The organism is Neisseria sp. 27098_8_112 (assembly GCF_041433235.1).
Classification (GTDB): Bacteria; Pseudomonadota; Gammaproteobacteria; order Burkholderiales; family Neisseriaceae; genus Neisseria.
In genome coordinates, this window is the sequence record NZ_JAPWBB010000005.1 from 69,457 (window position 1) to 91,906 (window position 22,450).

The 22,450-nt window shown below is 48.6% G+C and carries 24 protein-coding genes; 15 read left to right on the forward strand and 9 right to left on the reverse strand.

All coding sequences use genetic code 11. The annotated features are described in order from the left end of the window. Nucleotides 1-56 precede the first annotated feature (56 nt). The 6 genes from O3682_RS04755 to O3682_RS04780 all read left to right on the forward strand — a co-directional run bounded on the left by O3682_RS04755 (nucleotide 57) and on the right by O3682_RS04780 (nucleotide 5,405). Complete coding sequence (locus O3682_RS04755; RefSeq protein ID WP_049333774.1) at nucleotides 57-1,016, forward strand: acetyl-CoA carboxylase carboxyltransferase subunit alpha; 960 nt, start codon at nucleotides 57-59, stop codon at nucleotides 1,014-1,016. Nucleotides 1,017-1,104: 88 nt separating this feature from the next. Further along, complete coding sequence (gene tilS, locus O3682_RS04760; RefSeq protein ID WP_371508730.1) at nucleotides 1,105-2,460, forward strand: tRNA lysidine(34) synthetase TilS; 1,356 nt, start codon at nucleotides 1,105-1,107, stop codon at nucleotides 2,458-2,460. A gap of 187 nt (nucleotides 2,461-2,647) precedes the next feature. Further along, complete coding sequence (gene rpoE, locus O3682_RS04765) at nucleotides 2,648-3,247, forward strand: RNA polymerase sigma factor RpoE (protein ID WP_036493687.1); 600 nt, start codon at nucleotides 2,648-2,650, stop codon at nucleotides 3,245-3,247. Between the two features lie 5 nt (nucleotides 3,248-3,252). Beyond that, nucleotides 3,253-3,801: a sigma-E factor negative regulatory protein gene (locus tag O3682_RS04770; protein WP_371508732.1), complete on the forward strand. Its 549-nt coding sequence runs from the start codon at nucleotides 3,253-3,255 to the stop codon at nucleotides 3,799-3,801. A 118-nt stretch (nucleotides 3,802-3,919) separates the two neighbouring features. Next, on the forward strand, nucleotides 3,920-4,702 hold the full coding sequence (locus tag O3682_RS04775) for a TrmH family RNA methyltransferase (protein WP_371508804.1): 783 nt from the start codon (nucleotides 3,920-3,922) through the stop codon (nucleotides 4,700-4,702). Nucleotides 4,703-4,745: 43 nt separating this feature from the next. Continuing rightward, entirely contained in the window at nucleotides 4,746-5,405 is a 660-nt protein-coding gene (locus tag O3682_RS04780) for a UPF0149 family protein (RefSeq protein ID WP_371508734.1), read from the forward strand. A gap of 60 nt (nucleotides 5,406-5,465) precedes the next feature. Here the strand turns inward: O3682_RS04780 and O3682_RS04785 are convergent, their stop codons facing one another. From O3682_RS04785 to O3682_RS04800, 4 genes are all read right to left on the reverse strand, one after another. Further along, nucleotides 5,466-5,954 carry a DUF456 domain-containing protein gene (locus tag O3682_RS04785; RefSeq protein WP_371508736.1) on the reverse strand — a complete coding sequence of 163 codons (489 nt, stop codon included), beginning with the start codon at nucleotides 5,952-5,954 and terminating at the stop codon, nucleotides 5,466-5,468. Nucleotides 5,955-6,097: 143 nt separating this feature from the next. Further along, nucleotides 6,098-7,333 carry an MFS transporter gene (locus O3682_RS04790; protein WP_371508738.1) on the reverse strand — a complete coding sequence of 412 codons (1,236 nt, stop codon included), beginning with the start codon at nucleotides 7,331-7,333 and terminating at the stop codon, nucleotides 6,098-6,100. A 100-nt stretch (nucleotides 7,334-7,433) separates the two neighbouring features. Beyond that, on the reverse strand, nucleotides 7,434-7,832 hold the full coding sequence (locus tag O3682_RS04795; protein WP_371508740.1) for an extensin: 399 nt from the start codon (nucleotides 7,830-7,832) through the stop codon (nucleotides 7,434-7,436). Between the two features lie 96 nt (nucleotides 7,833-7,928). Then, complete coding sequence (locus O3682_RS04800; protein WP_371508742.1) at nucleotides 7,929-9,974, reverse strand: TonB-dependent receptor; 2,046 nt, start codon at nucleotides 9,972-9,974, stop codon at nucleotides 7,929-7,931. 448 nt (nucleotides 9,975-10,422) lie between these two features. On the opposite strand from O3682_RS04800, the gene O3682_RS04805 reads away from it, so the two are divergent. Further along, the gene (locus O3682_RS04805; RefSeq protein ID WP_371508744.1) at nucleotides 10,423-11,001 is read left to right on the forward strand and encodes a TetR/AcrR family transcriptional regulator; all 579 of its coding nucleotides are present in this window, start codon (nucleotides 10,423-10,425) and stop codon (nucleotides 10,999-11,001) included. 91 nt (nucleotides 11,002-11,092) lie between these two features. Here O3682_RS04805 and ttcA read toward each other — a convergent pair whose 3' ends face one another. Both ttcA and O3682_RS04815 read right to left on the reverse strand, forming a co-directional pair. Beyond that, nucleotides 11,093-12,052 (reverse strand): tRNA 2-thiocytidine(32) synthetase TtcA, encoded by a 960-nt coding sequence (ttcA, locus tag O3682_RS04810; protein WP_004519719.1) that lies wholly within the window; start codon nucleotides 12,050-12,052, stop codon nucleotides 11,093-11,095. A 128-nt stretch (nucleotides 12,053-12,180) separates the two neighbouring features. Then, on the reverse strand, nucleotides 12,181-12,534 hold the full coding sequence (locus tag O3682_RS04815; protein ID WP_371508746.1) for a RidA family protein: 354 nt from the start codon (nucleotides 12,532-12,534) through the stop codon (nucleotides 12,181-12,183). Nucleotides 12,535-12,633: 99 nt separating this feature from the next. Here O3682_RS04815 and ybaK point away from each other — a divergent pair, with 99 nt between their 5' ends. The 5 genes from ybaK to hemB all read left to right on the forward strand — a co-directional run bounded on the left by ybaK (nucleotide 12,634) and on the right by hemB (nucleotide 16,503). Continuing rightward, entirely contained in the window at nucleotides 12,634-13,119 is a 486-nt protein-coding gene (gene ybaK / locus O3682_RS04820) for a Cys-tRNA(Pro) deacylase (RefSeq protein ID WP_371508747.1), read from the forward strand. A gap of 15 nt (nucleotides 13,120-13,134) precedes the next feature. Continuing rightward, nucleotides 13,135-13,722, forward strand: coding sequence for a DnaJ domain-containing protein (locus O3682_RS04825; RefSeq protein ID WP_371508748.1), 588 nt, complete (start codon nucleotides 13,135-13,137; stop codon nucleotides 13,720-13,722). Nucleotides 13,723-13,725: 3 nt separating this feature from the next. Further along, entirely contained in the window at nucleotides 13,726-14,598 is an 873-nt protein-coding gene (locus O3682_RS04830) for an EamA/RhaT family transporter (protein WP_371508750.1), read from the forward strand. A gap of 160 nt (nucleotides 14,599-14,758) precedes the next feature. Continuing rightward, nucleotides 14,759-15,469: a DUF6973 domain-containing protein gene (locus O3682_RS04835; RefSeq protein ID WP_371508751.1), complete on the forward strand. Its 711-nt coding sequence runs from the start codon at nucleotides 14,759-14,761 to the stop codon at nucleotides 15,467-15,469. Nucleotides 15,470-15,501: 32 nt separating this feature from the next. Continuing rightward, on the forward strand, nucleotides 15,502-16,503 hold the full coding sequence (hemB, locus tag O3682_RS04840) for a porphobilinogen synthase (protein WP_371508753.1): 1,002 nt from the start codon (nucleotides 15,502-15,504) through the stop codon (nucleotides 16,501-16,503). A gap of 202 nt (nucleotides 16,504-16,705) precedes the next feature. Here hemB and lipA read toward each other — a convergent pair whose 3' ends face one another. The 3 genes from lipA to O3682_RS04855 form a co-directional block, all read right to left on the reverse strand. Beyond that, nucleotides 16,706-17,689 carry a lipoyl synthase gene (gene lipA, locus O3682_RS04845; RefSeq protein ID WP_003683323.1) on the reverse strand — a complete coding sequence of 328 codons (984 nt, stop codon included), beginning with the start codon at nucleotides 17,687-17,689 and terminating at the stop codon, nucleotides 16,706-16,708. A 129-nt stretch (nucleotides 17,690-17,818) separates the two neighbouring features. After that, nucleotides 17,819-18,421, reverse strand: coding sequence for a lipoyl(octanoyl) transferase LipB (lipB, locus tag O3682_RS04850; protein ID WP_049352317.1), 603 nt, complete (start codon nucleotides 18,419-18,421; stop codon nucleotides 17,819-17,821). Then, a complete protein-coding gene (locus O3682_RS04855; protein ID WP_049328369.1) occupies nucleotides 18,421-18,696 on the reverse strand; it encodes an HP0495 family protein in 276 nt (91 codons plus the stop codon). Before O3682_RS04855 ends, lipB begins: the two co-directional genes overlap by 1 nt. A 213-nt stretch (nucleotides 18,697-18,909) precedes the next feature. Here O3682_RS04855 and lon point away from each other — a divergent pair, with 213 nt between their 5' ends. From lon to O3682_RS04870, 3 genes are all read left to right on the forward strand, one after another. Continuing rightward, nucleotides 18,910-21,369 carry an endopeptidase La gene (gene lon, locus O3682_RS04860; protein WP_371508755.1) on the forward strand — a complete coding sequence of 820 codons (2,460 nt, stop codon included), beginning with the start codon at nucleotides 18,910-18,912 and terminating at the stop codon, nucleotides 21,367-21,369. Between the two features lie 185 nt (nucleotides 21,370-21,554). Beyond that, complete coding sequence (locus O3682_RS04865) at nucleotides 21,555-21,824, forward strand: HU family DNA-binding protein (RefSeq protein ID WP_003683413.1); 270 nt, start codon at nucleotides 21,555-21,557, stop codon at nucleotides 21,822-21,824. A gap of 350 nt (nucleotides 21,825-22,174) precedes the next feature. After that, nucleotides 22,175-22,444, forward strand: coding sequence for a FeoA family protein (locus tag O3682_RS04870; protein ID WP_314458934.1), 270 nt, complete (start codon nucleotides 22,175-22,177; stop codon nucleotides 22,442-22,444). The last annotated feature ends 6 nt before the right edge of the window (nucleotides 22,445-22,450 follow it).

Sequence of the window (22,450 nt, forward strand, 5' to 3'; positions counted from 1 at the left end):
TCAAATACGTCTGATTAGCGTATCATGTCAGCAACCGTTACCGAGAGCTTTGTTTTATGAAACCCGTTTTTTTGGACTTCGAACAACCCATCGCCGAATTAACCAATAAAATCGACGAGTTGCGATTCGTACAAGATGAATCTGCCGTTGATATTTCCGACGAGATTGCCAGACTGCAAAAGAAAAGCAGCGAGTTGACCAAGTCGATTTTCAGCAAGCTGACTCCGGCTCAAATTTCACAAGTGTCCCGCCATCCGCAACGTCCTTATACTTTAGACTATATCAACGGTATTTTTACCGATTTTGAAGAGTTGCACGGCGATCGCCATTATTCTGACGATCATGCCATTGTCGGCGGTTTGGCACGTTTCAACGGCCAAAGCGTGATGGTTATCGGCCATCAAAAAGGCCGCGATACCAAAGAAAAAATCCGCCGTAATTTCGGTATGCCACGTCCTGAGGGTTACCGTAAAGCACTGCGCTTGATGCAGACTGCCGAAAAATTCAATATTCCGGTCATGACCTTTGTCGATACCCCGGGCGCGTATCCGGGCATTGGCGCAGAAGAACGCGGCCAGTCTGAAGCCATCGGCCGTAATTTATACGAACTGACCCGTCTGCATGTGCCAGTATTGTGCACCATCATTGGCGAAGGTGGTTCAGGTGGCGCGTTGGCAGTGGCTGTCGGTGACTACGTCAATATGCTGCAATACTCGACTTATTCGGTAATTTCTCCCGAGGGTTGCGCCTCTATTCTTTGGAAAACTGCTGAAAAAGCAGCAGATGCCGCGCAAGCATTGGGTATTACCGCCAAACGCCTGCAAGAGTTGGATGTCATCGATAAAGTAATTGATGAGCCTTTGGGCGGCGCACACCGTGATTTTGAAACCACGATGAAAAACGTCAAAACCGTTTTGGAACAGCAATTAAGCGAAGCGCAAAGCATGACCATGCCTGACTTGCTTTCTCGCCGTTTTGACCGCATCATGGCTTACGGTAAATTTACCGATAAATAAGTTTGACAGTTGAAAAAGCAAGCAGATGTCGCTGCTTGCTTTTTTTGTGTTCAATTTTTGAGTAATTCACAATTTCAGGTCGTCTGAAATGTCGCAAGTATCCCCTGATTCCCTATTTAAAAGTTTTCAAGCAGCTTTTCCTGATTTACCGAGCCATACTGTTGTTGAAGTTGGCTTGAGTGGCGGATTGGATTCTGTCGTCCTGCTGCATCTTTTGCATCGGATGCGCGAATTTCGCTATTTTGATTTGCGTGCCGTCCATGTTCATCATGGTTTAAGCACCAATGCCGACAGTTGGGCAAAATTTTGTCAGGATTATTGTCAGCGTCTGAATGTTGCCTTGCGAGTGTGCCGTGTCAATGTGGAAAAACAAGGAAAAGGTTTGGAGGCTGCGGCCAGGGCTGCACGATATCAGGCATTTTCAGACGGCCTGAAGAAAATCATTGTTTTGGCCCATCACCGTAATGATCAAATCGAAACATTTATGTTGTCGGCTGTGCGTGGGGGCGGATTGCGCGGTATGGCGGCCATGCCGGTATGGCGTGATTTAAATGAAGAGATTCAAATTTGGCGGCCGCTTTTGGCATTTTCCCGTCAGGAATTGGCTGAGTATGCGCAACAATGGGGATTGTCTTTTGTTGAAGACGAAAGTAATGAAGACTCCGGCTATTTACGCAATTGGATGAGAAGTCAGGCTTTGCTGCAATGGCAGCAGCGTATTCCGAATTTTGAGCAGCAAATTTGTGCTAATGTTCGATTATTGCAGGAAGATTTGCAGCTTTTAGATGAATTGATTGAGTCTGAATACCAGCGCATCAGTCCAAACGGAATATTCAGCATCAGTCTGTGGAGGCAATGTATGCCGCTTTTGCGTCGTCGGCTGCTTTGGTATTTTTTGCGAAAGCAAACGGAATCATTGCCTTCTTATCACAGTATTGCCGATTTTGCCCGAGTATTGGAAACCGCAGATCAGGCGCAGTTGAATTTACCAGACGGAGAACTGGTCGCATATCGAGATAAGCTGTTTGTTTGTCAGGAAAGTGAGTTTCAAAAACTGCCTTGGTGTAATGGTAGCGAAGTTCGAGGCCGTCTGAAAGATATTTTGTTGGAAAACGGTTTCGTTTTATTACCCTTTAAGGGAGGTTTGTCAGAAGAGGAGTTGGAGAAGCCGGCGGTACTTAGAAGTGTGGCCAAAGGTGATGTGATTCAGTTTGGACAGAGGGAAAAATCAGTCGAAAAACTATTGCAAGAGTGTCATATTATGCCACTCGTCCGTAAATATTGGCCGATTATCCTAAGTATGGGCAACAAGTGCCTTGCTGTTGTTAATCTTCGGGTGGGAAGCGATGTTCGAATGGAACAAGGTTATTTACCTGTTCATGAAAAGTTAGCCAAATATATAGCAAAAGATAAAGTGGTTGACTCTAAGTTTAGTAACTATTAGTAATTAAACTACTTTTATTAAGCCCATGTATATCAAGAAATATAGTCAATGTTAGAGTATCTATACGAATAAACTTTGGCAATTGAGTGTAATTTCGTGGAACTATTTCAAAGCGTTACTGTCTTTACTGTGCACAGCACGCTTTACTATTTTTGGTTTAAAGCAGTAAAACGATTAAAGGTTGAATATGAACGATCGCCAAATAGATCAAGTTTTGGTGGAGCGCGCACAGAAAGGTGACCATAAGGCATTCGAGATGCTGATGTCCAAGTATCAGCGTCGGCTAAACAGACTGATTTCCCGTTTTATTCAGGATGAGCATGAAGTGCACGATGTAACCCAAGAGGCAATGATTAGGGCTTATCGTGCATTGGCAAATTTTCGTGGAGAAAGTGCATTTTATACATGGCTGTACCGTATCGGTATCAATACGGCAAAGAATTTCCTGACCACTTCGGGTCGTCAGTTTTTTGTCAGCTCGGAAGCGGCCAATGAGGAGGGAGATGTTCTTGATTTAACCGATCAGATTGCGGATTACCATACGCCGGAAGCTGAAATGATGAATCGGGAAATCTTGCAGACCGTCGAAGCAAGCATTGCGCAACTGCCAGACGATATGCGTCAAGCCATTACGCTTAGGGAAATGGATGGCTTGTCTTACGAAGAAATAGCTCGGGTAGTGGATTGTCCGATAGGTACTGTACGTTCGCGTATTTTCAGAGCGCGTGAACTGATTGCAAAAGATTTGCGGCCGCTGTTGGATACTTCTGAAGATCAAAGGTGGTAATAAAAATGAACGACAAAACAAATAAAGCATTGGAGTATGTGTCTGCATTGATGGACGGTGAAGCATTGACTGATGAGATGCTGGATGCCGTATTGGCAGACGAGGAAGCTATGCGCGCTTGGCATGAGTACCACATTATCGGCGACTGTATCCGTCAGGGTGCGGTGGCGAGTGTTGCCGGTGAAACCATGCAAAGCAAAGCATTTACAGTGCCTCAAGCCGAAGCTGAAGGCAAACAGGAAAAATATTCTCAGCGTGAAGCGGCCAATAGCGGTTTCTTCAAATTTTTCGCAGCCACTGCCAGTGTGTGTGCGATTGCTGTTGCAGTATGGCAATTTACACCGCAAACTTCTCGTGACGCTATGCCGGTTGCAGAGAAGTCTAATACTCAGCCTGCCCAAAATATTATTCCGGTAAGCGGTACGCCTGTTGATAAAGCAGCTTCTGAGCCTGGCGAGACTGTTGTGCCGAATGCGGCAAAAAACGGTAAACTTGAAAACCGTCCGACTGTCCGTACTGAGCAAAAAAATGATCAACAGACTGTTGTGCAGTAAAAAATGAAATTATGTGAAACCCTTGCTTCATTGCAAGGGTTTTTTATTTTCGTAGCAAAACCGTCAGGCCGTCTGAAAGCATAGCTTCAATGAAGTCAAAACAGTTATAATGCGCTCCATGAAACTGATTACCTCTGCTCAAAACGAACAGCTCAAACATTTATTCCGTCTGCTGACGCAGGCCAAAGCAAGGCGCGAAAGCGGTGAAACCGTATTGGAAGGCGTACATCTGCTGCAAACTTATTTGCAAAGCAGCGGTACGCCCAAACAGGTTTACCTGCCTGAAAAGAAACAGCAACATCCTGAAATTCAAGAAATTACGGCACAGTTGGATGAGGGATTGATTACCTGGGTCGGTAACGAAGCGCTATCTAAAATCACCAGCCTGACCGATGCCGATGATGTGATGACTTGGATTGATATTCCGAAGCAAACTGGTTTGCCTTCAGACGGCGATTGCGTGGTATTGGAGCGGGTACAAGACCCCGGCAATGCAGGGACAATTTTGCGCAGCGCAGCGGCGGCCGGAGTCAGGCAAATCGTGTGCGGCAATGATTCCGTGGATATCTGGTCGCCCAAAGTGTTGCGAGCGGGGATGGGTGCGCATTTTCTGCTGTCTATTTTCAGCCGAGTGGAATTATCCGCTTGGATGGAAACGTATCAGCATCAAATTTGGGCAACTGCCTTGGGCGGTCGCAATATCGGTTTGTATGAAATGGACCTCAGTCAACCTTGTGCTTGGGTATTTGGCAATGAAGGCAGCGGCGTGAGCGAAACGGTAAAAGAGAAGGCTACTGCCTGTGTCAAAATCCCCATGTTGGGGCAAACCGAATCCTTGAATGTCGCGATGGCGGCAACGGTTTGTCTGTTTGAACAAATGCGGCAACGTATCCATGCCTAGGCCGTCTGAAAACAATAATACGATTTTATTTTAAGGAACAAAAATGCAAATACTGACTTTTGATGAAGCGGCACGCAGCCGCTTGATGGAATTGCTGGATGCCAAATCTGAAGCCCATAACACCATGCGTTGTGATGAGGTTCAAGGTTTTATGATGGCTTTATTGAGCGGTCCGGATGCTTTGAATCCGACCAACTGGCTGCCAGAGATTTTGGGTGAGGAATCTTTGTTTGATGCCAAAGAGCGCACCGAAATCGAACGTTTGGTCATGGCAATGGCCGCCGATATGCGCATGAAGCTCAACGAAAAAATCCTGCCTGATCTGTGGTTTTATGAAGATGAAGCCGGTAATCCGGATTTCTACACTTGGTGTAATGCCTACCTTTACGCACTGGATATTGTGCCTACCGATTGGTTTGAAGCAGTCGATCAGGAAGAGTTTGAAGATTTGTTCTATCCGATTATGGCTTTGGGTGGTATCTATGATGATGAGGAAAACGGCGAAGTCATCTTGCATCTGAATGAAAAAGAGCTGACCCAGCTGGAATCTGATTTGCCACATGCCCTGCTGGATATTTACTGGTACTGGCAGGCCATCATCAATAAGCCGCAAACCGTACGCCGTGAAGGCGAAAAAGTGGGGCGTAACGATCCTTGCCCATGTGGCAGCGGTAAAAAGTACAAAGCTTGCTGCGGCAAATAACCAATGAAATAAAAAGGCTGTCTGAATACTTGAAATTCAGACGGCCTTTAATGTTTTGTCTTAGAACAACGAGGCCAACCAAACAAACAGGATGGTCAGTGCGATGGTCAAGGCGCAGCCGATTTTGGCTACGGTGCCGATGATGAAGCCGATAAACGTACCGATACCGACTTTGCCTGCCTGCCAAGTGTCTTTGCGTGCGATAAATTCGCCGATGGCCGCACCGGTCAACGGGCCGAGCAACAAGCCGGGAATGGAGAAGAATGCGCCGACGATGCCGCCGATAAATGCACCCCAAACCGCGGTTTTACTTGCTCCGGTATATTTTGCACCCAATGCCCCTGCCACATAGTCCATCGCAGTACCGAAGACGGCAACGATAGCCAAAAAGGTCAGCGTACCCGAGCCAAACACTTGATAATCGCCGGCATAACCCAACAGCCATGCGCCACCAAACATCAAACCCAATCCGGGTAAGGCAGGGTAAATCGTGCCTAAAATGCCGACAGCAATGGCGATCAAGCCGAGAATGATGAGAACAGCAGTCATGAGGTTCCTTTTAAATTTAAGAGTGTAATAATGGCAGTATTATGGGCACGTTTTGTTATATTTTCATGAGAGATTGTGCAATAAAATGAAAAATTATCCGGAGGCACGCCCAATTAAAATCGATGGATAAATATCTAAGCGAATTATTGTGAATCACGCTCTGAATGATTGAATAAATTTCTATTCAAATATAAAAGCAGGCCTACCAATACGGCTAAGTACACTGCAACCCAATACGCATCTGTATAACCAATAGCCTTTGCCAGCTGCAGGGCAACGAAACCGGCCGCGTAACTGCCGAGCAGGACGACGGAAAATTGCAGGCTGCTGTCGAGTGCGGCGGTGGCGCGGTCGGATTTGTCCATCACCAAGGCCAGTATCACCGGCAGCAGCAGCGTGTAGCTCAGGCTCAGGGCGACGATTTGCGCGGGCGGCAGCCAAGAGCCGACGCGGGCGAGCGTGTCGATGGCAGTCATGGACGCCAAAAGCGGCAGTTGCAGCGCGTAGAGTAGGAACACGAGTTTGCGGCGCGGATAATTGCGCGAAAACCAGCCCGACAGCGGCGTCACAATCAGGCAGGCAACAGGAATACCCACCGCCAGAATTCCGCCCGTCTGCTTCGGGGTGAAGCCCAAATCCGCCAGTTTGGGCACAAAGGTTGCCGCCATAAACGCATACGGTGCGGCAACGGCAAACAGCAAAAACAGCCACCGCCAGCCCGTTTCAGGTTGCTGCCAAAAAGAAACCAGCCGTGCTGCCAATGCCGTCCAATTGCCTTGCTCAGTCGGACTTTCCGGCTCGCGGTAGTACAAGAGTTGCTGCAGCATCAGCAGGCTGAACGCCAGCATCAAGCCCGCAGCCGCCGTCTGTCCGTATTCCTGATACAGCCACAACACCAGCGCGCCGCCGATCATCTTGCCGCCGCGCGCCGCCATCGTCTGAATTACGCCGCCGAAGCCGCGTTCGCGGTGCGGCAGGACGATGCACGACAAACCCAGCATCGCGCAGCCGTACACCGCCGACATCGCCGAGAGCAGTATGCAGCAGGTCAAAAGCAGAGCAAAGTTCTGCGTTATGTCGGTACAGGCCATCAGCCCGAACACTGCCGAAAGCCCCAGCGTCGCCGCCAGCAGCCAGCCGCGAAACCGTCCGAACCGCCCCGCCGGCCGCCGCTCCATCAGTGCGGCAAACAATACCTTCGCCGCTTCGATACTGCCGATTAAATGTATCCAGCTCAGTTGGTTCAGGCTGTAACCGTGATTTTTCAAAATAGCGACTAGCGCGACCAGATAAAAACCGGTTAGCGTGAATTTGTAAGTGCTGCCGCCGATAAGCAGCAGCCAGTCGCGTGAGTTTGGGGAAGTCTGATTGTCGGACATCACATGATTCTTTTGAAGATAAGGCAAATAAAGGAACAAGGCCGTCTGAACATATTGGGTGGCAATACTTGATTTGTATTTAAATAGGTTTAGTATCTTTTCAGACGGCCTTCAACGCTTCTTCTGCGCGAAGCAGGGCGGTTGTTTCATCTGCTTCGACGATGTAGTTCACACCCAGCGCGGGGCCGAGTTTGGACGATTGTTCGCGGAAAAACGCCAGTTGCGCCGCGTCGGGTTCGATAAGGAGCATGGCGGCGCAGCGTTCGGACAGTTGCGGCCGGTGTGCCTTTATCCATTCGATGTAAGTTTTGCGGTCGGCAATGCGCTGTTCATCGCTTACCTGCCGCCGCATCGGGGTGCAGACGGTGGCGAAGCGGGAGGTTTGGTTTAACAGGGTTTCGAATTCGGTCAGCCAGTTGGCGAAGTCGGCGACGTGGGTCAGGTCGGTCAGGTAGATGGTGCCTTCGGGCAGGGTTTTTGCGGGGGTGAAGTAGTGCATGGGATTCCTTTGGGTGTTTTGGAGGAATAAACGGTAGGTCGGGCATAAATGTCCGACCTATGTTTTTTCAGACGGCCTCCATCATTTCAGCTTCATTTAAAACTTCCATTCCGCGCTCACGCCTACGCTTCTGGGGCGTTGGTAGAGTGCGTCTTGGCGGTCGGCGCTGGAAATGAATATGGGGCGGCGGCGGTTGAACACGTTGTCGGCGTAGAGCGAGACGCGGCCTTGTTTGAAGTTGTAGGCGGTGTAGAGGTTGACTTGGTTGTATGCGCTGATTTTGCCTGATTCGGCATTGTCGGCGGCGGAGTAGTAGCCGCCGTAGAAGCGCACGTCGCCGCCGGCTTCCCAGCCTTTGTCGTTCAGGTATTTCACGCCGATGTTGGCGGTGTATTTGGGCGCGCGGCCGAGTTTGTTGCCTTCGATGCCGCTGTCGGGATAGCTTTTAATTTTGGTGTTGAGCAGCCCCAGTCCGGTGGTGAGTTTCAGGCTGTCGGTCGCCTGCCAGTCGGCGGCGAGTTCCGCGCCGTAGGTATGGACTTTTTTGGCGTTGCGGATGACGACGGAGTTGGTACCGAGATAGAAGGGGAGCTGCATGTCGCGGTAGTGGTTCAGGAACAGGTTGCCGGAGAGTTGCAGGCGGCGGTCTGCGCTGCGCCAGCGGGTGTACCACTCGTAGTTGTTCACATATTCGGGTTCATAAGAGTAGGCTACGACAGGGCGGCCGAAGGTGATGCCTGCGCCGCCGGGGTTGTAGCCGCGCGCGGCTTTGATGCCGCTAACCCATTGGTCGGTGGGTTTGAAGGCGATATCAATTTTGGGCAGGAACACGGTCTGGCCTTTGTCCAAATCAAGGTGCAGTGCGCCGCTGCCGCCGCTTCGTTTGTGCGTTTCTTTTTCAAGGCGTGCGGCGGCTGTGATGTCCCATTTTTCGCTGGGGCTGTATGTGGTTTCGGCAAACAGGGCGCGCACGCTGTTGCGGTCGTCAAAGGTGTTGCGGCCGCCGACGCTGCGGATGTCCACCCATTCGTCTTGTTTGCTGCGGAAGTAGTGCAGTCCGGCAAGACCTTTCAGACGGCCTTTGTTTGAAAAATGCAATACCGGCTCCCATTGCAGTTCGCGGCCTTTGAGTTCGGCGGGCACGCCTTGCGGGCTGACGGTCATCGGCAGGTGCAGCCGCTCGTTGTGGTAGCGGCTGTAAACCAGTTTGTTTTCCAGTTTCAGATAGTCGTTAAGCTGCCACGATACATCCCAGATGCCCGATGTCGAGCCGGTTACGAACACGGGTTTTTCCTTTAAAAAACGGCGGCTGGCGGTGTTGCCCATGATTTCGTTTTGCGGCGTGCGCGAACGGATGTGGTTCAGCGTCAGGCGGCTGTAAAAATCGGGATGGTTTTCGGGCGTGAGCAGGAGTTTGAAGCGCACGCTGGTGTTTTCCACGCGGCGCGGGTTGCCGGTCGGCTCGTAGGACATGAACGGCTCATAGCTTTCGCGTTGCTGCCGCTCCGCGCTCAATCTGAAGGCAAGGTTGTTTTTCACAATCGGGCCGGACACTACGCCGGCGATGTTGCGCGTTTTCTGGTTGCCCAAACCCAAGCGCAGCGCGCCTTCCCATTCGTCGGTCGGGTCTTTGGAGCGCATCACCACTGCGCCAGCCACCGCGTTCTGCCCGCGCACATGGCTTTGCGGCCCGCGCAAGACTTCTACCTGCTGCATGTCCCACAGCGACTGCGTGCCGAAGGCGTATTCGTTGTAAGTGGCGGAGCGGCCGTCTATGGACAGGTTCAGGCGCGGCCGCGTGCCCGCAAAAAATGCCACCGCACCGACGGCAGGACCAGAGCCGTCCACGCCGCGCACGGTCGGCAAATCGTTGCCGCTACCCAAGTCCACCGTGTTCACAGTCTGTTTGAGCAGGTCGGTTGCGGAAAGATTGTGGCCGCTGCGGTCGATGTTCGGCGCGGTGAAAACGCGGTTGGACGTGGCGGTTTCAAAGCCGCTGCGATTGGTGCGTTCGCCGGTGACGACGACTTCTTCCAACTGCACCTGTTCCGCATCTTGCGCCGCATCGGCGGCATAAATCCATTCGGAGGCAAAGGCGACGGCAAGCAGCAGCGGCAGGCGGCGGAGGGTGTGTTTCTGCATTTCCTTATCCTTTCAGACGGCATACGTCGGGGTGGATTGAACATCGGGTAATCCAATTGCTCCGTCAGTATGCAAATATTTGTGTTTACACATTTACATAAAATAAACTATTAATGTAAAGTATAAGAAATAAGAAACAGGAATGCAAGTGTTTATCATTCACTTTACTTCCCTTCTTATCTTGTGAATCGCCCAAAAAAATCCCTCTCCTATCCTCTCCTATTTTGAGGAGAAGGTTGGAGGAGGCAGATTCTGTAATCTTCATGAATTTGGCCTGCTAAGCATCCGATAGCCCTCATTCGTAGGGCGGAGCGGAGGGATAAGGAAAGAGGTCGTTTGAAAGCCGCCATATTGCCATTGCCGCCGTGGGGAAATATGATAAGCATCCGACTTGCGGATAACTTTAACGAACCTCCTTTATGAACAAAATCAAAATCTTCTTACCGTCATGACTGCCAGCAAACAACAAACCATCGCCGACACCGCCCGCCGCTTATTCCGCGAACATGGCTTTTCCGCCGTATCCGTAGGCAGCATCTGCGCCGAGGCCAGCGTCAGCCGCGTCACTTTTTACAAATATTACAGCGGTAAAAACGCACTCTTGCAGGAAATTGTTACCGAGCAGAAAAACCGCGTCCGTGCCGAATTTGAAAATCTGCTTGAACGGCAATGCTGCCTCCGCGAAGCCGCCGAGGCTGTGTTTGCCCTGCAAAAACAATCGTTTGAAGAACTCTATTCCGCCGCTTTCCTGCGCGACATTGAAGAGAACACCGATTTGGAGCTGGAGCGATTTTTCCACGAATTGAACGAAGAAAAATACGCTTTTATGCGCGGCTTCTTCCATACTCTACAACAACGCCGCCTGATTCAGCCCGATTTGCCGGTGGAGCTCATTGACCTGTTCATCCGTCAGGCAGATATATTGATGCACCATCCGCAACTGACTGCACTTTATACCGCTGCACCACAAAAGCTGCCGCAGGATATATTGGGGTTGCTGCTGCACGGTTTGTCAGGGAAAGAATAGATAAAAAAGAATAGAAAAAATTTCAAATATGAATATTCAGACGGCCTTTCGGTAAATAGCTACCGAAAGGCCGTCTGAAAATTAAATGGAATTATAAACCGCAGGTTTTAGGTTTGTTTGCCAAAATATTGATGACTTTGCGTTCGGCTTTTTGAGGTTCGATTTTGATTTCGCTTTCGTCCTCTTCGCTGCCGTCGGAGAAACGTTCCGGCATTTTTTCGCTGTCAAACGCCAAGTCGCCGCCGTGTTTCAGGCTTTGACCGCGTTCCAAGCCGACAAAGTCGAAAAGTTCGGTATCGGCCAAATGCGATGGAACGACGTTTTGCAGGGCGGAGAACATAGACTCGATACGGCCGGGGAAGCGTTTGTCCCAATCGCGCAGCATGTCGCCAATGACTTGGCGTTGCAAGTTGGGCTGAGAGCCGCAGAGGTTGCATGGGATAATTGGGAATTGCTTCAGCTCGGCGTATTTGATCAAGTCCTTCTCTTTGACATACGCCAGAGGACGGATGACGATGTGTTCGCCGTTGTCGCTTACCAGTTTGGGCGGCATCGCTTTGAGTTTGCCACCGTAAAACATATTCAGGAACATGGTAGCGAGGATGTCGTCGCGGTGGTGTCCCAAGGCGATTTTGGTGCAACCCAATTCTTTTGCAGTGCGATAGAGAATACCGCGGCGCAAACGGCTGCACAGCGAACAAGTCGTTTTGCCTTCGTCCAACACGCGTTTAACGGTGGAGTAGGTGTCTTCTTCAACGATTTTGTAGGGAACGCCGATACTTTCGAGATAGGTCGGCAATACTTCTTCGGGGAAGCCCGGCTGTTTTTGGTCGAGATTGACGGCGACCAGTTCAAAATCAATCGGCGCGCTGGCTTGAAGCTGGCGCAGGATGTCTAAAAGGGCGTAGCTGTCTTTGCCGCCTGAGAGGCAGACCATGATTTTGTCACCCGGTTCGATCATGTTGAAATCATTAATAGCATCGCCGACGGCGTGGCGTAGGCGTTTGCTGAGTTTGTTGTTTTCTAATTCTTGCTTGGTTTTTTTGGACATGGCTGTTTGTGCTTTGAAATAATAGAAAAATTTAAGGGCGGTATTGTACCGCAAAAGAATAAAGGCCGTCTGAAAAACTGCGCTTGCTTGATTGAAGCGGCGTTTTCAGACGGCCTGACATTTGTGCTTTATTTGGTTTGAAGGGCGGTGATTTTGATTTCAACCTTCCAGTCGGGCGAAGCCAGTTTCGCCTCCACGCAGGCGCGGGCCGGAGCGCGTTCAGGGGCTGTCCATGCGTCCCAGGCTTCGTTCATGGCGGCGTAGTCGTTCATATCAGGCAGATAGATGGTAGCCTCCAAAATATGGGCTTTGTCGGATTGGCATTGCACGAGCCATGAATCGATTTGCGCCAAAACGTTTTCAGTTTGCGCTTTGGCATCGGCTTCAGGATTTTCGGGAACCATGCCGGAGAGGAAAACCAAGCCGTTGGCTACGACGGCTTCCGAATAGCGTTTGCTTGCACCAAGATAGCGGATGTCCATGTTGTCTCCTGATTTCAAAAAGAAGGTATGGTAACATTGCAGTTGTTTACGTTCCACATTTAAGAGAGGCCGTCTGAAAAGGATGGTGGAAAACAATCCATGAGTAAAGCAGAATATCCGGTTACGCAGGCAGTACGTTTTTTACGCAATAAGAAAATCGATTTTGTTCCTTATGTTTACGCGTATGAAGAACACGGCGGTACGGCGCGTTTTGCCGAATGTACGGGCAAGCCCGAGCATCAGGTCATCAAAACGATTGTTTTGCAGGATGAGCATAAAAAAGGCTTGGTTGTTTTAATGCACGGCGACAAACATATTTCTACCCGCAATCTGGCGCGCGAACTGGGCTTGAAACACATCGAGCCGGCAACGGCAGATCAGGCCGCGAAATGGACGGGCTATTTGGTCGGCGGTACGTCGCCGTTCGGTATGAAAACTGCGTTGCCGGTTTATGTGGAAGAAAGCATTTGGGCTTTGGACGAGATTTTTATCAATGGCGGCAAACGTGGGTTTATCGTGGGCATGAAGCCTGAAAACCTGCGGGCGCTCAATCCGCAAGATGTTCATGTTGCAGTAGATTCATAAAGGACTGGAAAACAGATGGAACAATTAAATTTATACGAAGTTTTGGGTGTGTCTCAGGATGCTGATATCAACGTTATCTGCGAGGCTTATGGCAAATTGGTGGCCAATCCGGATATTCAGAAAGATGCGGAGCGGTTTAAAGTCATCGGACAGGCGTTTGAAGTATTGTCTCATCCGGAAAAACGTCTGGCTTATGATGCGGCTATGCAGTACGAGCGTCAGGAAGTCAATACCGACAACTTCACTAATATGGCGACAAATGTGGTCAATACGCCCAACTCTGACGTGAAAAACTATGTTTTTATTGCTTATGTTACATATGCTGTGGGCTTATTAATTTTGTTTACCCCCGTTGTCGGTGTGATTATGGCGTATGTTAAACGCGATGAGGCTCAAGGTACCATTTACGCCAGCCATATCGATTATTTGATTAAGACATTTTGGGTGTCTTTGGTGGGTACGGTTTTGGGAACTTTTACTACACTTATCTTGATTGGTTGGTTGATTCTGTTGGTAACTGCCATTTGGTTTATTTACCGTGTAGTCATCGGACTGATTAAACTGAATGAGGATAAGCCTGTCTCCACTCAAGGATGGTTCTAAAGCATGGCATATTTATTGGCAAGTATCGTTTGCAGCGTGTTGGTTTCCGTATTGCTAAAAGTGGCGCGCAAGCAAAAAATCAATATCGAGCAGGCGGTGGCGGTAAACTATATCGTTGCCGTCACTTTGACCATGCTGGTGTTAAAGCCTGATTTGAGCAATCCGCAGGTATTTTTACCGACTTGGTGGCTTTTTGCGGCCTTGGGCATATTGTTGCCAACTGTGTTTGTCATTATGGGCAAATCCGTAGATGCGGCAGGTATCGTCAAATCGGACGCAGCGCAACGCTTATCGCTGTTTCTGCCGATTGTCGCTTCATTCACGCTTTTCCATGATCAGTTGACCGAAGGCCGTCTGATTGGTTTGGTATTGGCATTTACGGCACTGTTTTTCTTGCTTTGGAAAAGCGATGGTGGCAAGAAATCCGGAGGCCTCAGTACGCAAGTGATGCTGCTTTTAGGTGTTTGGTGCGGCTACGGTGTCATCGATATTTTGTTCAAACAAGTGGCGAAAAGCGGTACCGCGTTTGCCGGCAATTTGCTGGTGGCGTTTTGTTTGGCCGGCATCTTGATGTTTGGCTACCTGTTTGCCAAAGGAAGCAAATGGACCAAAGAGGGCATAGTGGGTGGTATGATTTTGGGTTGCCTGAACTTTTTAAATATTGTTACCTATATCTCAGCACACCAAATCATGAAGGATAATCCGACCTTGGTGTTTGCCGGTATGAACATCGGCGTGATTGTTTTAGGTACGCTGATTGGTGCAGCAATATTTAAAGAAAAAATCAGTAGCATTAATGCAGCCGGTATCAGTATTGCTATTTGCTCGATAGCCTGTCTGTTTTATTGGCCGCAAATTCGAAGCTTGGTAGGTTAAAAATACTTATGCCGTCTGAAAATTTTCAGACGGCCTTATTTTTATTATAAAATAGCCATTCATGCGCCGATTTGGCCGTATGGGAATTATTTTGCGCTTACGGGCGTTTCTATGTTAAACAAAGAAGTTGAACTCACACAATAATATCGATAGTTACATCATGAAACATATTAAAAAACACATTCAATGCGCCGTTTTCGGCATGCTGGTATTGTCCGGCTGTCAATCGTATCAGGAAGATCAAAGCCGCCGCAGTAAAATGGCTCAATTCGCGCTTAACCATCCCGTAGCCGCCCAAGTTATCGGCATGGAAGACGAAGGCTTAATCAATATGACCAGTAATGCCACACGCTTTGCCGAGCGTACAGGTTTGGACGACAAAGCAAACGGCGACAGTAGGGGAACACAGGTCAATGCCGTACGCCAAGCATTATGGCAGGCAGCGATTGCTTCTAAATTCGACAGCATTATTGCCGAAAAAGCAGGTAATGCGCGCCTGACGGATATGGAGTTGAGAGAAGGTAAAGACGACTACTTCAGCCGTTACCTTGCCGACCAGGCAGTCGATCAACGTAACAACCGTATCGGCCGCAGTATCGGCAGTGCCAAACCCGATAGCGATATGAAGACGCTGGCGGCAAGCATTTTGTTCTACTACAACAAAGTAGGCTTATGGACGGCTTCCGAAGTGAACAACCGTTGGCGCATCAAACAGGAAAAACTTTCAGACGGCCAGTATGCCGAGGCATTGAAAAATATCGACAAATTGGATCAAAACGGTATGACCGAACAGGAACGTAATAGTTATAAAACCGGTACGCTCAGCAAAATCAAACGTTCGGTCAAAGCCATACGTCAAGTCGAAGACTAATTTTAAGACTTCATTATTGAAAGGCAATTGTTATGAATTTCCCTCCGCGTTATGTCTCAAACACCCGTATGCGCCGTATGCGTAAAGATGATTTTTCACGTCGTCTGATGCGCGAGCATACTTTGACGGCAGATGATTTGATCTATCCGGTTTTTGTATTGGAAGGCCAGAATCAGGAAGAGGCAGTCCCATCCATGCCGGGTGTCAAACGCCAAAGTTTGGACAAATTGTTGTTTACCGCTGAAGAAGCACTGAAGCTCGGCATTCCTATGCTGGCTTTGTTTCCCGTAGTAACGCAAAACAAAACCGAGTTTGCGGAGGAGGCGTATAACCCTGAAGGCTTGGTGCCGACAGTAGTACGAACCCTGCGTGAGAAATTCCCAGAGCTGGGTATCATGACCGACGTTGCCTTGGATCCCTATACCATTCACGGCCAAGACGGTTTAACCGATGAAAATGGCTATGTCCTGAACGATGAAACCATTGAAGTTTTGGTAAAACAGGCTTTGTGTCATGCCGATGCAGGCGCACAAGTTATTGCCCCGTCAGACATGATGGACGGACGTATTCTTGCCATCCGTGAAGCCTTAGAAGATGCTGGACATATCCATACGCGCATTATGGCGTATTCGGCAAAATATGCTTCAGCGTTCTATGGCCCGTTCCGCGATGCCGTCGGCAGCTCCGGCAATTTGGGTAAGGCAGACAAGAAAACCTACCAAATGGACCCTGCAAACACTAATGAAGCCTTGCACGAAGTTGCATTGGATATTCAAGAGGGTGCAGATATGGTCATGGTAAAACCAGGACTGCCGTATCTGGATGTCGTCCGCCAAGTTAAAGACGAGTTCGGCGTCCCGACTTATGCTTACCAAGTTTCCGGCGAATATGCCATGCTTCAGGCAGCCATTCAAAACGGTTGGTTAGATGGCGAAAAAACCATTTTGGAAAGCCTGTTGGCATTCAAACGCGCCGGCGCCGATGGTATTTTGACTTACTATGCGATTGAAGCGGCAAAATTGTTGAAGAAGTAAAATAAAGAAATAAATCAAAAAGCGGCAAACAGTATTTATCCTGTTTTGCCGCTTTTTTGTATTACTTAAAATTGACTCAATAGAGTCCGACTAAGGTTTATTTTTTTAAATCTAAAAAATCTTGTATAGTTATTTTGACTAAATAAAGGCCGTCTGAAAAATCAGAGAACTGTTTTTCAGACGGCCTTATATGATTTAAACCTTAGTGGTGGCTACAACCGCCGTGGGTTTCACGCAAAGCTTCGGCTGCTTGTTCGTCTGCATGGTAGCTGGAGCGAACCATTGCACCGATGGCGGCATTGGTAAAGCCTAATTCGTATGCTTCTTTTTCAAAAACTTTGAATTGGTCGGGCGTTACATAGCGCAAGACGGGCAAGTGGCCGTCTGAAGGTTGCAGATATTGGCCGATGGTAATCATCTCGATATTGTTGGCACGCATATCGCGCATGATTTCGCGCACGTCCTCGTCTGTTTCGCCCAAGCCGACCATGATGCCGGACTTGGTTGGGATATGGGGCATCATTTCTTTGTAGCGGCGCAGAAGCTCGAGGGAGTGTTGGTAGTTGGCACCCGGACGGGCTTTTTTATACAGGCTTGGATGGGTTTCCAAGTTGTGGTTCATCACGTCGGGCGGTGTTTCTGCCAAGATTTCCAGTGCGATGTCTAGACGGCCGCGGAAATCGGGAACAAGGATTTCGATTTTGGTATTCGGGCTGGTTTCACGGATGGCTTTAATGCAGTCGGCGAAGTGTTGGGCGCCGCCATCACGCAGGTCGTCACGGTCGACGGAAGTAATCACGACATAGCGCAGGTTCATGGACTTGACGGATTCAGCCAAGTGTTTAGGCTCATCAGGATCCAACATATTGGGGCGGCCATGACCAACGTCGCAGAACGGGCAACGGCGAGTACAAATATCGCCCATGATCATGAATGTGGCCGTACCCTTGGTAAAGCATTCGCTGATATTTGGACAAGATGCTTCTTCGCACACGGTATGCATTTTTTGTTCGCGAAGAATGTTTTTGATTTCAAAAAATTTCTTGCCCGGTAATTTGGCGCGGATCCATTCGGGCTTTTTCAATTTTTGTTCCAATGGAACAACTTTAATCGGAATGCGTGCAGTTTTATCTGCGCCTTTCAGTTTGATACCGCGTTTTGGGTCGTTTTTTACTTCTTCACTCATGGTGATGTGTTCTTTCTGTCGTTATAAAGGCCGTCTGAAAAGCTGATTGCGGCCTTTATGGCCTAAGGGCTTGTGGGTTCAGAGGGGCAGTTAAAAGATGGCGTTAAGGTTGAATATTTTCAGACGGCCTTATGCCAGCTCTTTTTGTAAATGCTTGGTCAGTTTGTCTGAAACTTCTGCCAAACTGGGTGCCGGAGAGACGTAGTCGGCAATTTGGGTCATTTCCATACCGGCATAACCGCAGGGATTGATATGGGTGAACGGACTTAAATCCATGTTCACGTTAAGCGCCAAGCCGTGGTAAACGGAGCCGTCTTTAATACGCAGGCCTAGGGAAGCGATTTTACGCTCGCCGACGTAAACGCCGGGACGTTTGGGGTCGGCGGCTGCTTCGATGCCGTATTCTGCCAAGGTGGCGATAATGCTGTTTTCAAGTGCGGAAACGATATGGCGGACGCTGGTTTTACGGCGTTTGAAATTGATCATCGTATAGACGACTAATTGTCCGGGACCGTGGTAGGTAATTTGACCGCCTCTGTCAATTTGGACAACAGGAATATCATCGCGGATGAGGAGGTGTTCGGGTTTTCCGGCCAAGCCTTGGGTAAATACGGGCGGATGTTCGACTACCCATAATTCATCTTCGGTGTTTTCGTCACGCGAGGCATTAAATGCCTTCATGGCTTCGAAAGTCGGCAGGTAATCGACCAAGCCTTTGTGCACGATTTTCATTACAGCACCACTTTTACCAATTCGTGTGAAGTCAGGTCGCGGTAGATATTGTCGAGCTGCTCTTGGTTATCGACATTTACTTTGACGGTTGCGCTGGTGTAGTTGCCTTTGCTGCTTGGGCGCGTAGTAATGTGGTGCGGCTCGGTGTCGGGAGCGTGTTTACGCACGGTTTCCAAGATGGCGGATTCAAATTCCGGATGAACCGCGCCCATGACTTTTACAGGAAAGGTGCAAGGGAATTCAATTAATGATTTTTTTTCAGTTGAGTCTGTCATGGTTTACTACCTTGTTTGGTTAGCCAGGGCCGTCTGAAAAGTTTTCAGACGGCCCGAAATCCGATATATTTTATCGTAAACGTCCATATCGGGCTATTAAAAATGATGTTTTCGAAAATAGGTGCGGATAAGCTGTTTTCAAGTCTTGAAATGGAGCGCTTCAGCCCAATTTTGAGCTACATTCTGATTTAACAATGATTGAGATTATTAACTATGCCGACAAAAGACAAATATTTCGAGGAATACAGTGCGCTGGCTACTTTGCCTTTACGCGATGTCGTGGTGTATCCGCATATGGTATTGCCGCTGTTCGTCGGTCGTCCTAAATCGATTGCGGCCCTTGAGGCGGCAATGGCCAATGATGATCCGGTTTTCCTGTTGGCCCAGCTTGACCCTAATACAGAAGACCCTAAAGCCGAAGATTTGCACCAAACTGGTACGGTTGCCCAAGTTTTGCAGGTTTTGAAGCTGCCTGACGGCACCGTTAAAGTATTGGTAGAAGGTATCCGTCGTGCGCGCGCATTGACGGTTGACGAAACAGGCGGACTGTTTTTATCCCATGTTGAGGCGATTGATGAAAACAGCGACAAGGACAATTCCGAAATTGAAGCCTTGCGTCGTACCTTGCTGACTCAATTTGAGCAATATGCGAAATTGAACAAAAAAATCCCTGCCGAAGTTATCAGTACCATCAGCAGTATCGATGACAACAGCCGTCTTGCCGATACTATTGCCGCGCATTTGCAGCTGAAATTGGAGCAACGTCAATATGTGCTGGAGACTGCCGGCATTGTTGAGCGTTTGGAATTTCTGTTGGCGCAGTTGGAAGCCGAACTCGACATCATGCAGGTCGAGAAGCGCATCCGTGGCCGTGTGAAACGTCAAATGGAAAAATCCCAACGCGAGTATTACCTGAATGAGCAAGTGAAAGCAATTCAGAAGGAGTTGGGCGAAGAAGACGAGCGCGACGAGTTGGACGCGCTGGAAAACAAAATCAAAGAAGCAGGCATGAGCAAAGAGGCTGAAGAAAAATGTCTGTCTGAATTGAAAAAACTGAAAATGATGCCGCCGATGTCTGCGGAATCTACCGTCGTGCGCAACTATATCGATACTTTGCTTGAGCTGCCGTGGAAGAAAAAATCCCGTGTCAGCAAAGATATTGCCAAGGCTGATTTGATTTTGAATGCCGACCATTATGGTTTGGAAAAAGTCAAAGAGCGCATTTTGGAATATTTGGCCGTTCAAAAACGTATGGACAAGCTCAAAGGCCCGATTTTGTGTCTGGTTGGTCCTCCGGGGGTGGGTAAAACTTCCTTGGGTGAGTCGATTGCCAAAGCGACAGGCCGCCAGTATGTGCGTATGGCCTTGGGCGGCGTGCGTGACGAAAGCGAAATCCGCGGCCACCGCCGTACCTATATCGGCTCTATGCCGGGCAAAATCCTGCAAAACATGGCGAAAGCGGGGGTGAAAAACCCATTGTTTCTGCTTGATGAAATCGACAAGATGGGCAGCGATTTCCGTGGTGATCCAGCCAGTGCATTGCTTGAAGTGCTCGATCCTGAGCAAAACAATAAGTTCGCCGACCACTATGCCGAAGTCGATTATGATTTGAGCGATGTGATGTTTATTGCCACTTCAAACAGCTTGAATATCCCGACTCCGCTGCTTGACCGTATGGAAATTATTCGTCTGTCCGGTTATACGGAAGACGAAAAAATCAATATCGCTATGCAATACCTTGTGCCGAAACAAATGAAGCGCAATGGTGTGAAAGAGGGTGAGTTGGTGGTTGATGAAAGTGCTGTGCGCGATATTATCCGTTACTACACCCGCGAGGCCGGTGTCCGCTCGTTGGATCGCGAAATTGCCAAAATCTGCCGCAAAGTGGTAATGCAGGTTACTTTGAATGAGGACAAGAAAAAAGCGTCCAAATCCAAAACAGTAAGCAAGGCCAAGCCTAAAGCGATTAAAGTTACTGAGAAAAATCTGCATGACTATTTAGGCGTGCGCCGTTTCGACTATGGTGTGGCCGAAAGCGAAAACCGCATCGGTCAGGTAACAGGTCTAGCTTGGACCGAAGTCGGTGGCGAGTTGTTGACTGTTGAGACGGTTGCCTTGCCGGGCAAAGGTACGATTCAATGCACCGGCCAACTGGGCGATGTGATGAAAGAATCGGTATCGGCTGCATGGTCGGTTGTCCGTTCTCGTGCTGAATCAGTGGGTTTGGCTCCTGATTTTTACGAGAAGAAAGACATTCACGTCCATGTGCCTGAAGGTGCGACGCCAAAAGACGGTCCGAGCGCAGGTATCGCCATGACTTTGGCGATAGTTTCTGCTTTCACCAAAATTCCGGTGCGTGCAGACGTAGCAATGACCGGCGAAATCACTTTGCGTGGCGAAGTCTTACCGATTGGCGGTTTGAAAGAAAAACTGCTGGCTGCTTTGCGCGGCGGTATCAAGCATGTATTGATTCCAAAAGACAACGTCAAAGATTTGGAAGAAATCCCTGAAAATGTCAAAATCGGTCTGACCATTCATCCGGTCAAATGGATTGATGAAGTGTTGGCTTTGGGTTTGGAAGCTCAGCCTGAGCAATGGGCGGCTGAATTGGCGGTTGCTGAGACCCCGCAAACTTCTAAGACGAAGTCAAGAACAAAAGCAACCAAGCATTAAGTTGGTCGTCTGATGTTGCAAAAAATGTGGTTTTGCCCTGAATGCCACAAAAATAGGGCAATTCCACATCTTTTACTTGACATGATAATTTCAGAATTGCTATAAAGTGCGTATGTGCTTTAAAAGTGCTTAAGCCCCGAGTATTCGGGCATTTCATCATTTTTTACGATAGGAAGGGACTAATTGTGAACAAGTCTGAATTGATCGAAGCAATTGCTCAAGAAGCCGGCATTTCCAAATCTGCTGCGCAAAAAGCTTTGGATGCTACTACTAATGCCGTAACCAACGCGTTGAAAAACGGCGACACTGTTACTCTGGTCGGTTTCGGTACTTTCTACGTCGGCGAACGCGCCGAACGTCAAGGCCGCAATCCTAAAACTGGCGAGCCTTTGACTATTGCTGCTGCTAAAACTCCTAAATTCCGTGCCGGTAAAGCATTGAAAGACGCTCTGTAATTTAGAGTCTTTCCCTGAATGGGAATAAAAAACCGATTTGATTCGGTTTTTTATTTTGAAGGCCGTCTGAAAGTTTTCAGACGGCCTTTAGTTTGTTGAGTGTATAAAAAGGCTGAAATCCTAATGATAAAAGGATTTCAGCCTTTTTAGTTTATCTTGTTACATTTGATTTTTATATCAATATACCTTATCATTAACGGAAACAATAACAGTATTCAAAACAAACTGCACTTATCGAAAGAAGGGGCAAATAGCCACTCATAACCAATCTTTCAAATGTGCCGCACATTCGTCATTCTTCTCACGTTTTTTTAATAATCTACTTTTAAAACAAATGAAAAGAGAGGCTTATGTCTACCATTCCTTTGTCACGCCTGAAAAAAGGCGCAGTCGTACATATTGATTCCATCATTTCCAATCCTGCTTTTGGTGATTTGGATACCTTGGTAACCCGTCGCCTTGCAGATTTGGGTTTTTCCAGCGGAATGCCGTTGCAAGTGATTGCAGTGGGTGGTTTTGGGAGAGGCCCGTTTGCGGTACGTTTGGGTAACCAATCTCAATTTTCCCTGCGTTTGGAAGAGGCCGGGAAGATTATGTGTCGTATCGTTGAGGCCGTTTAAGGCCGT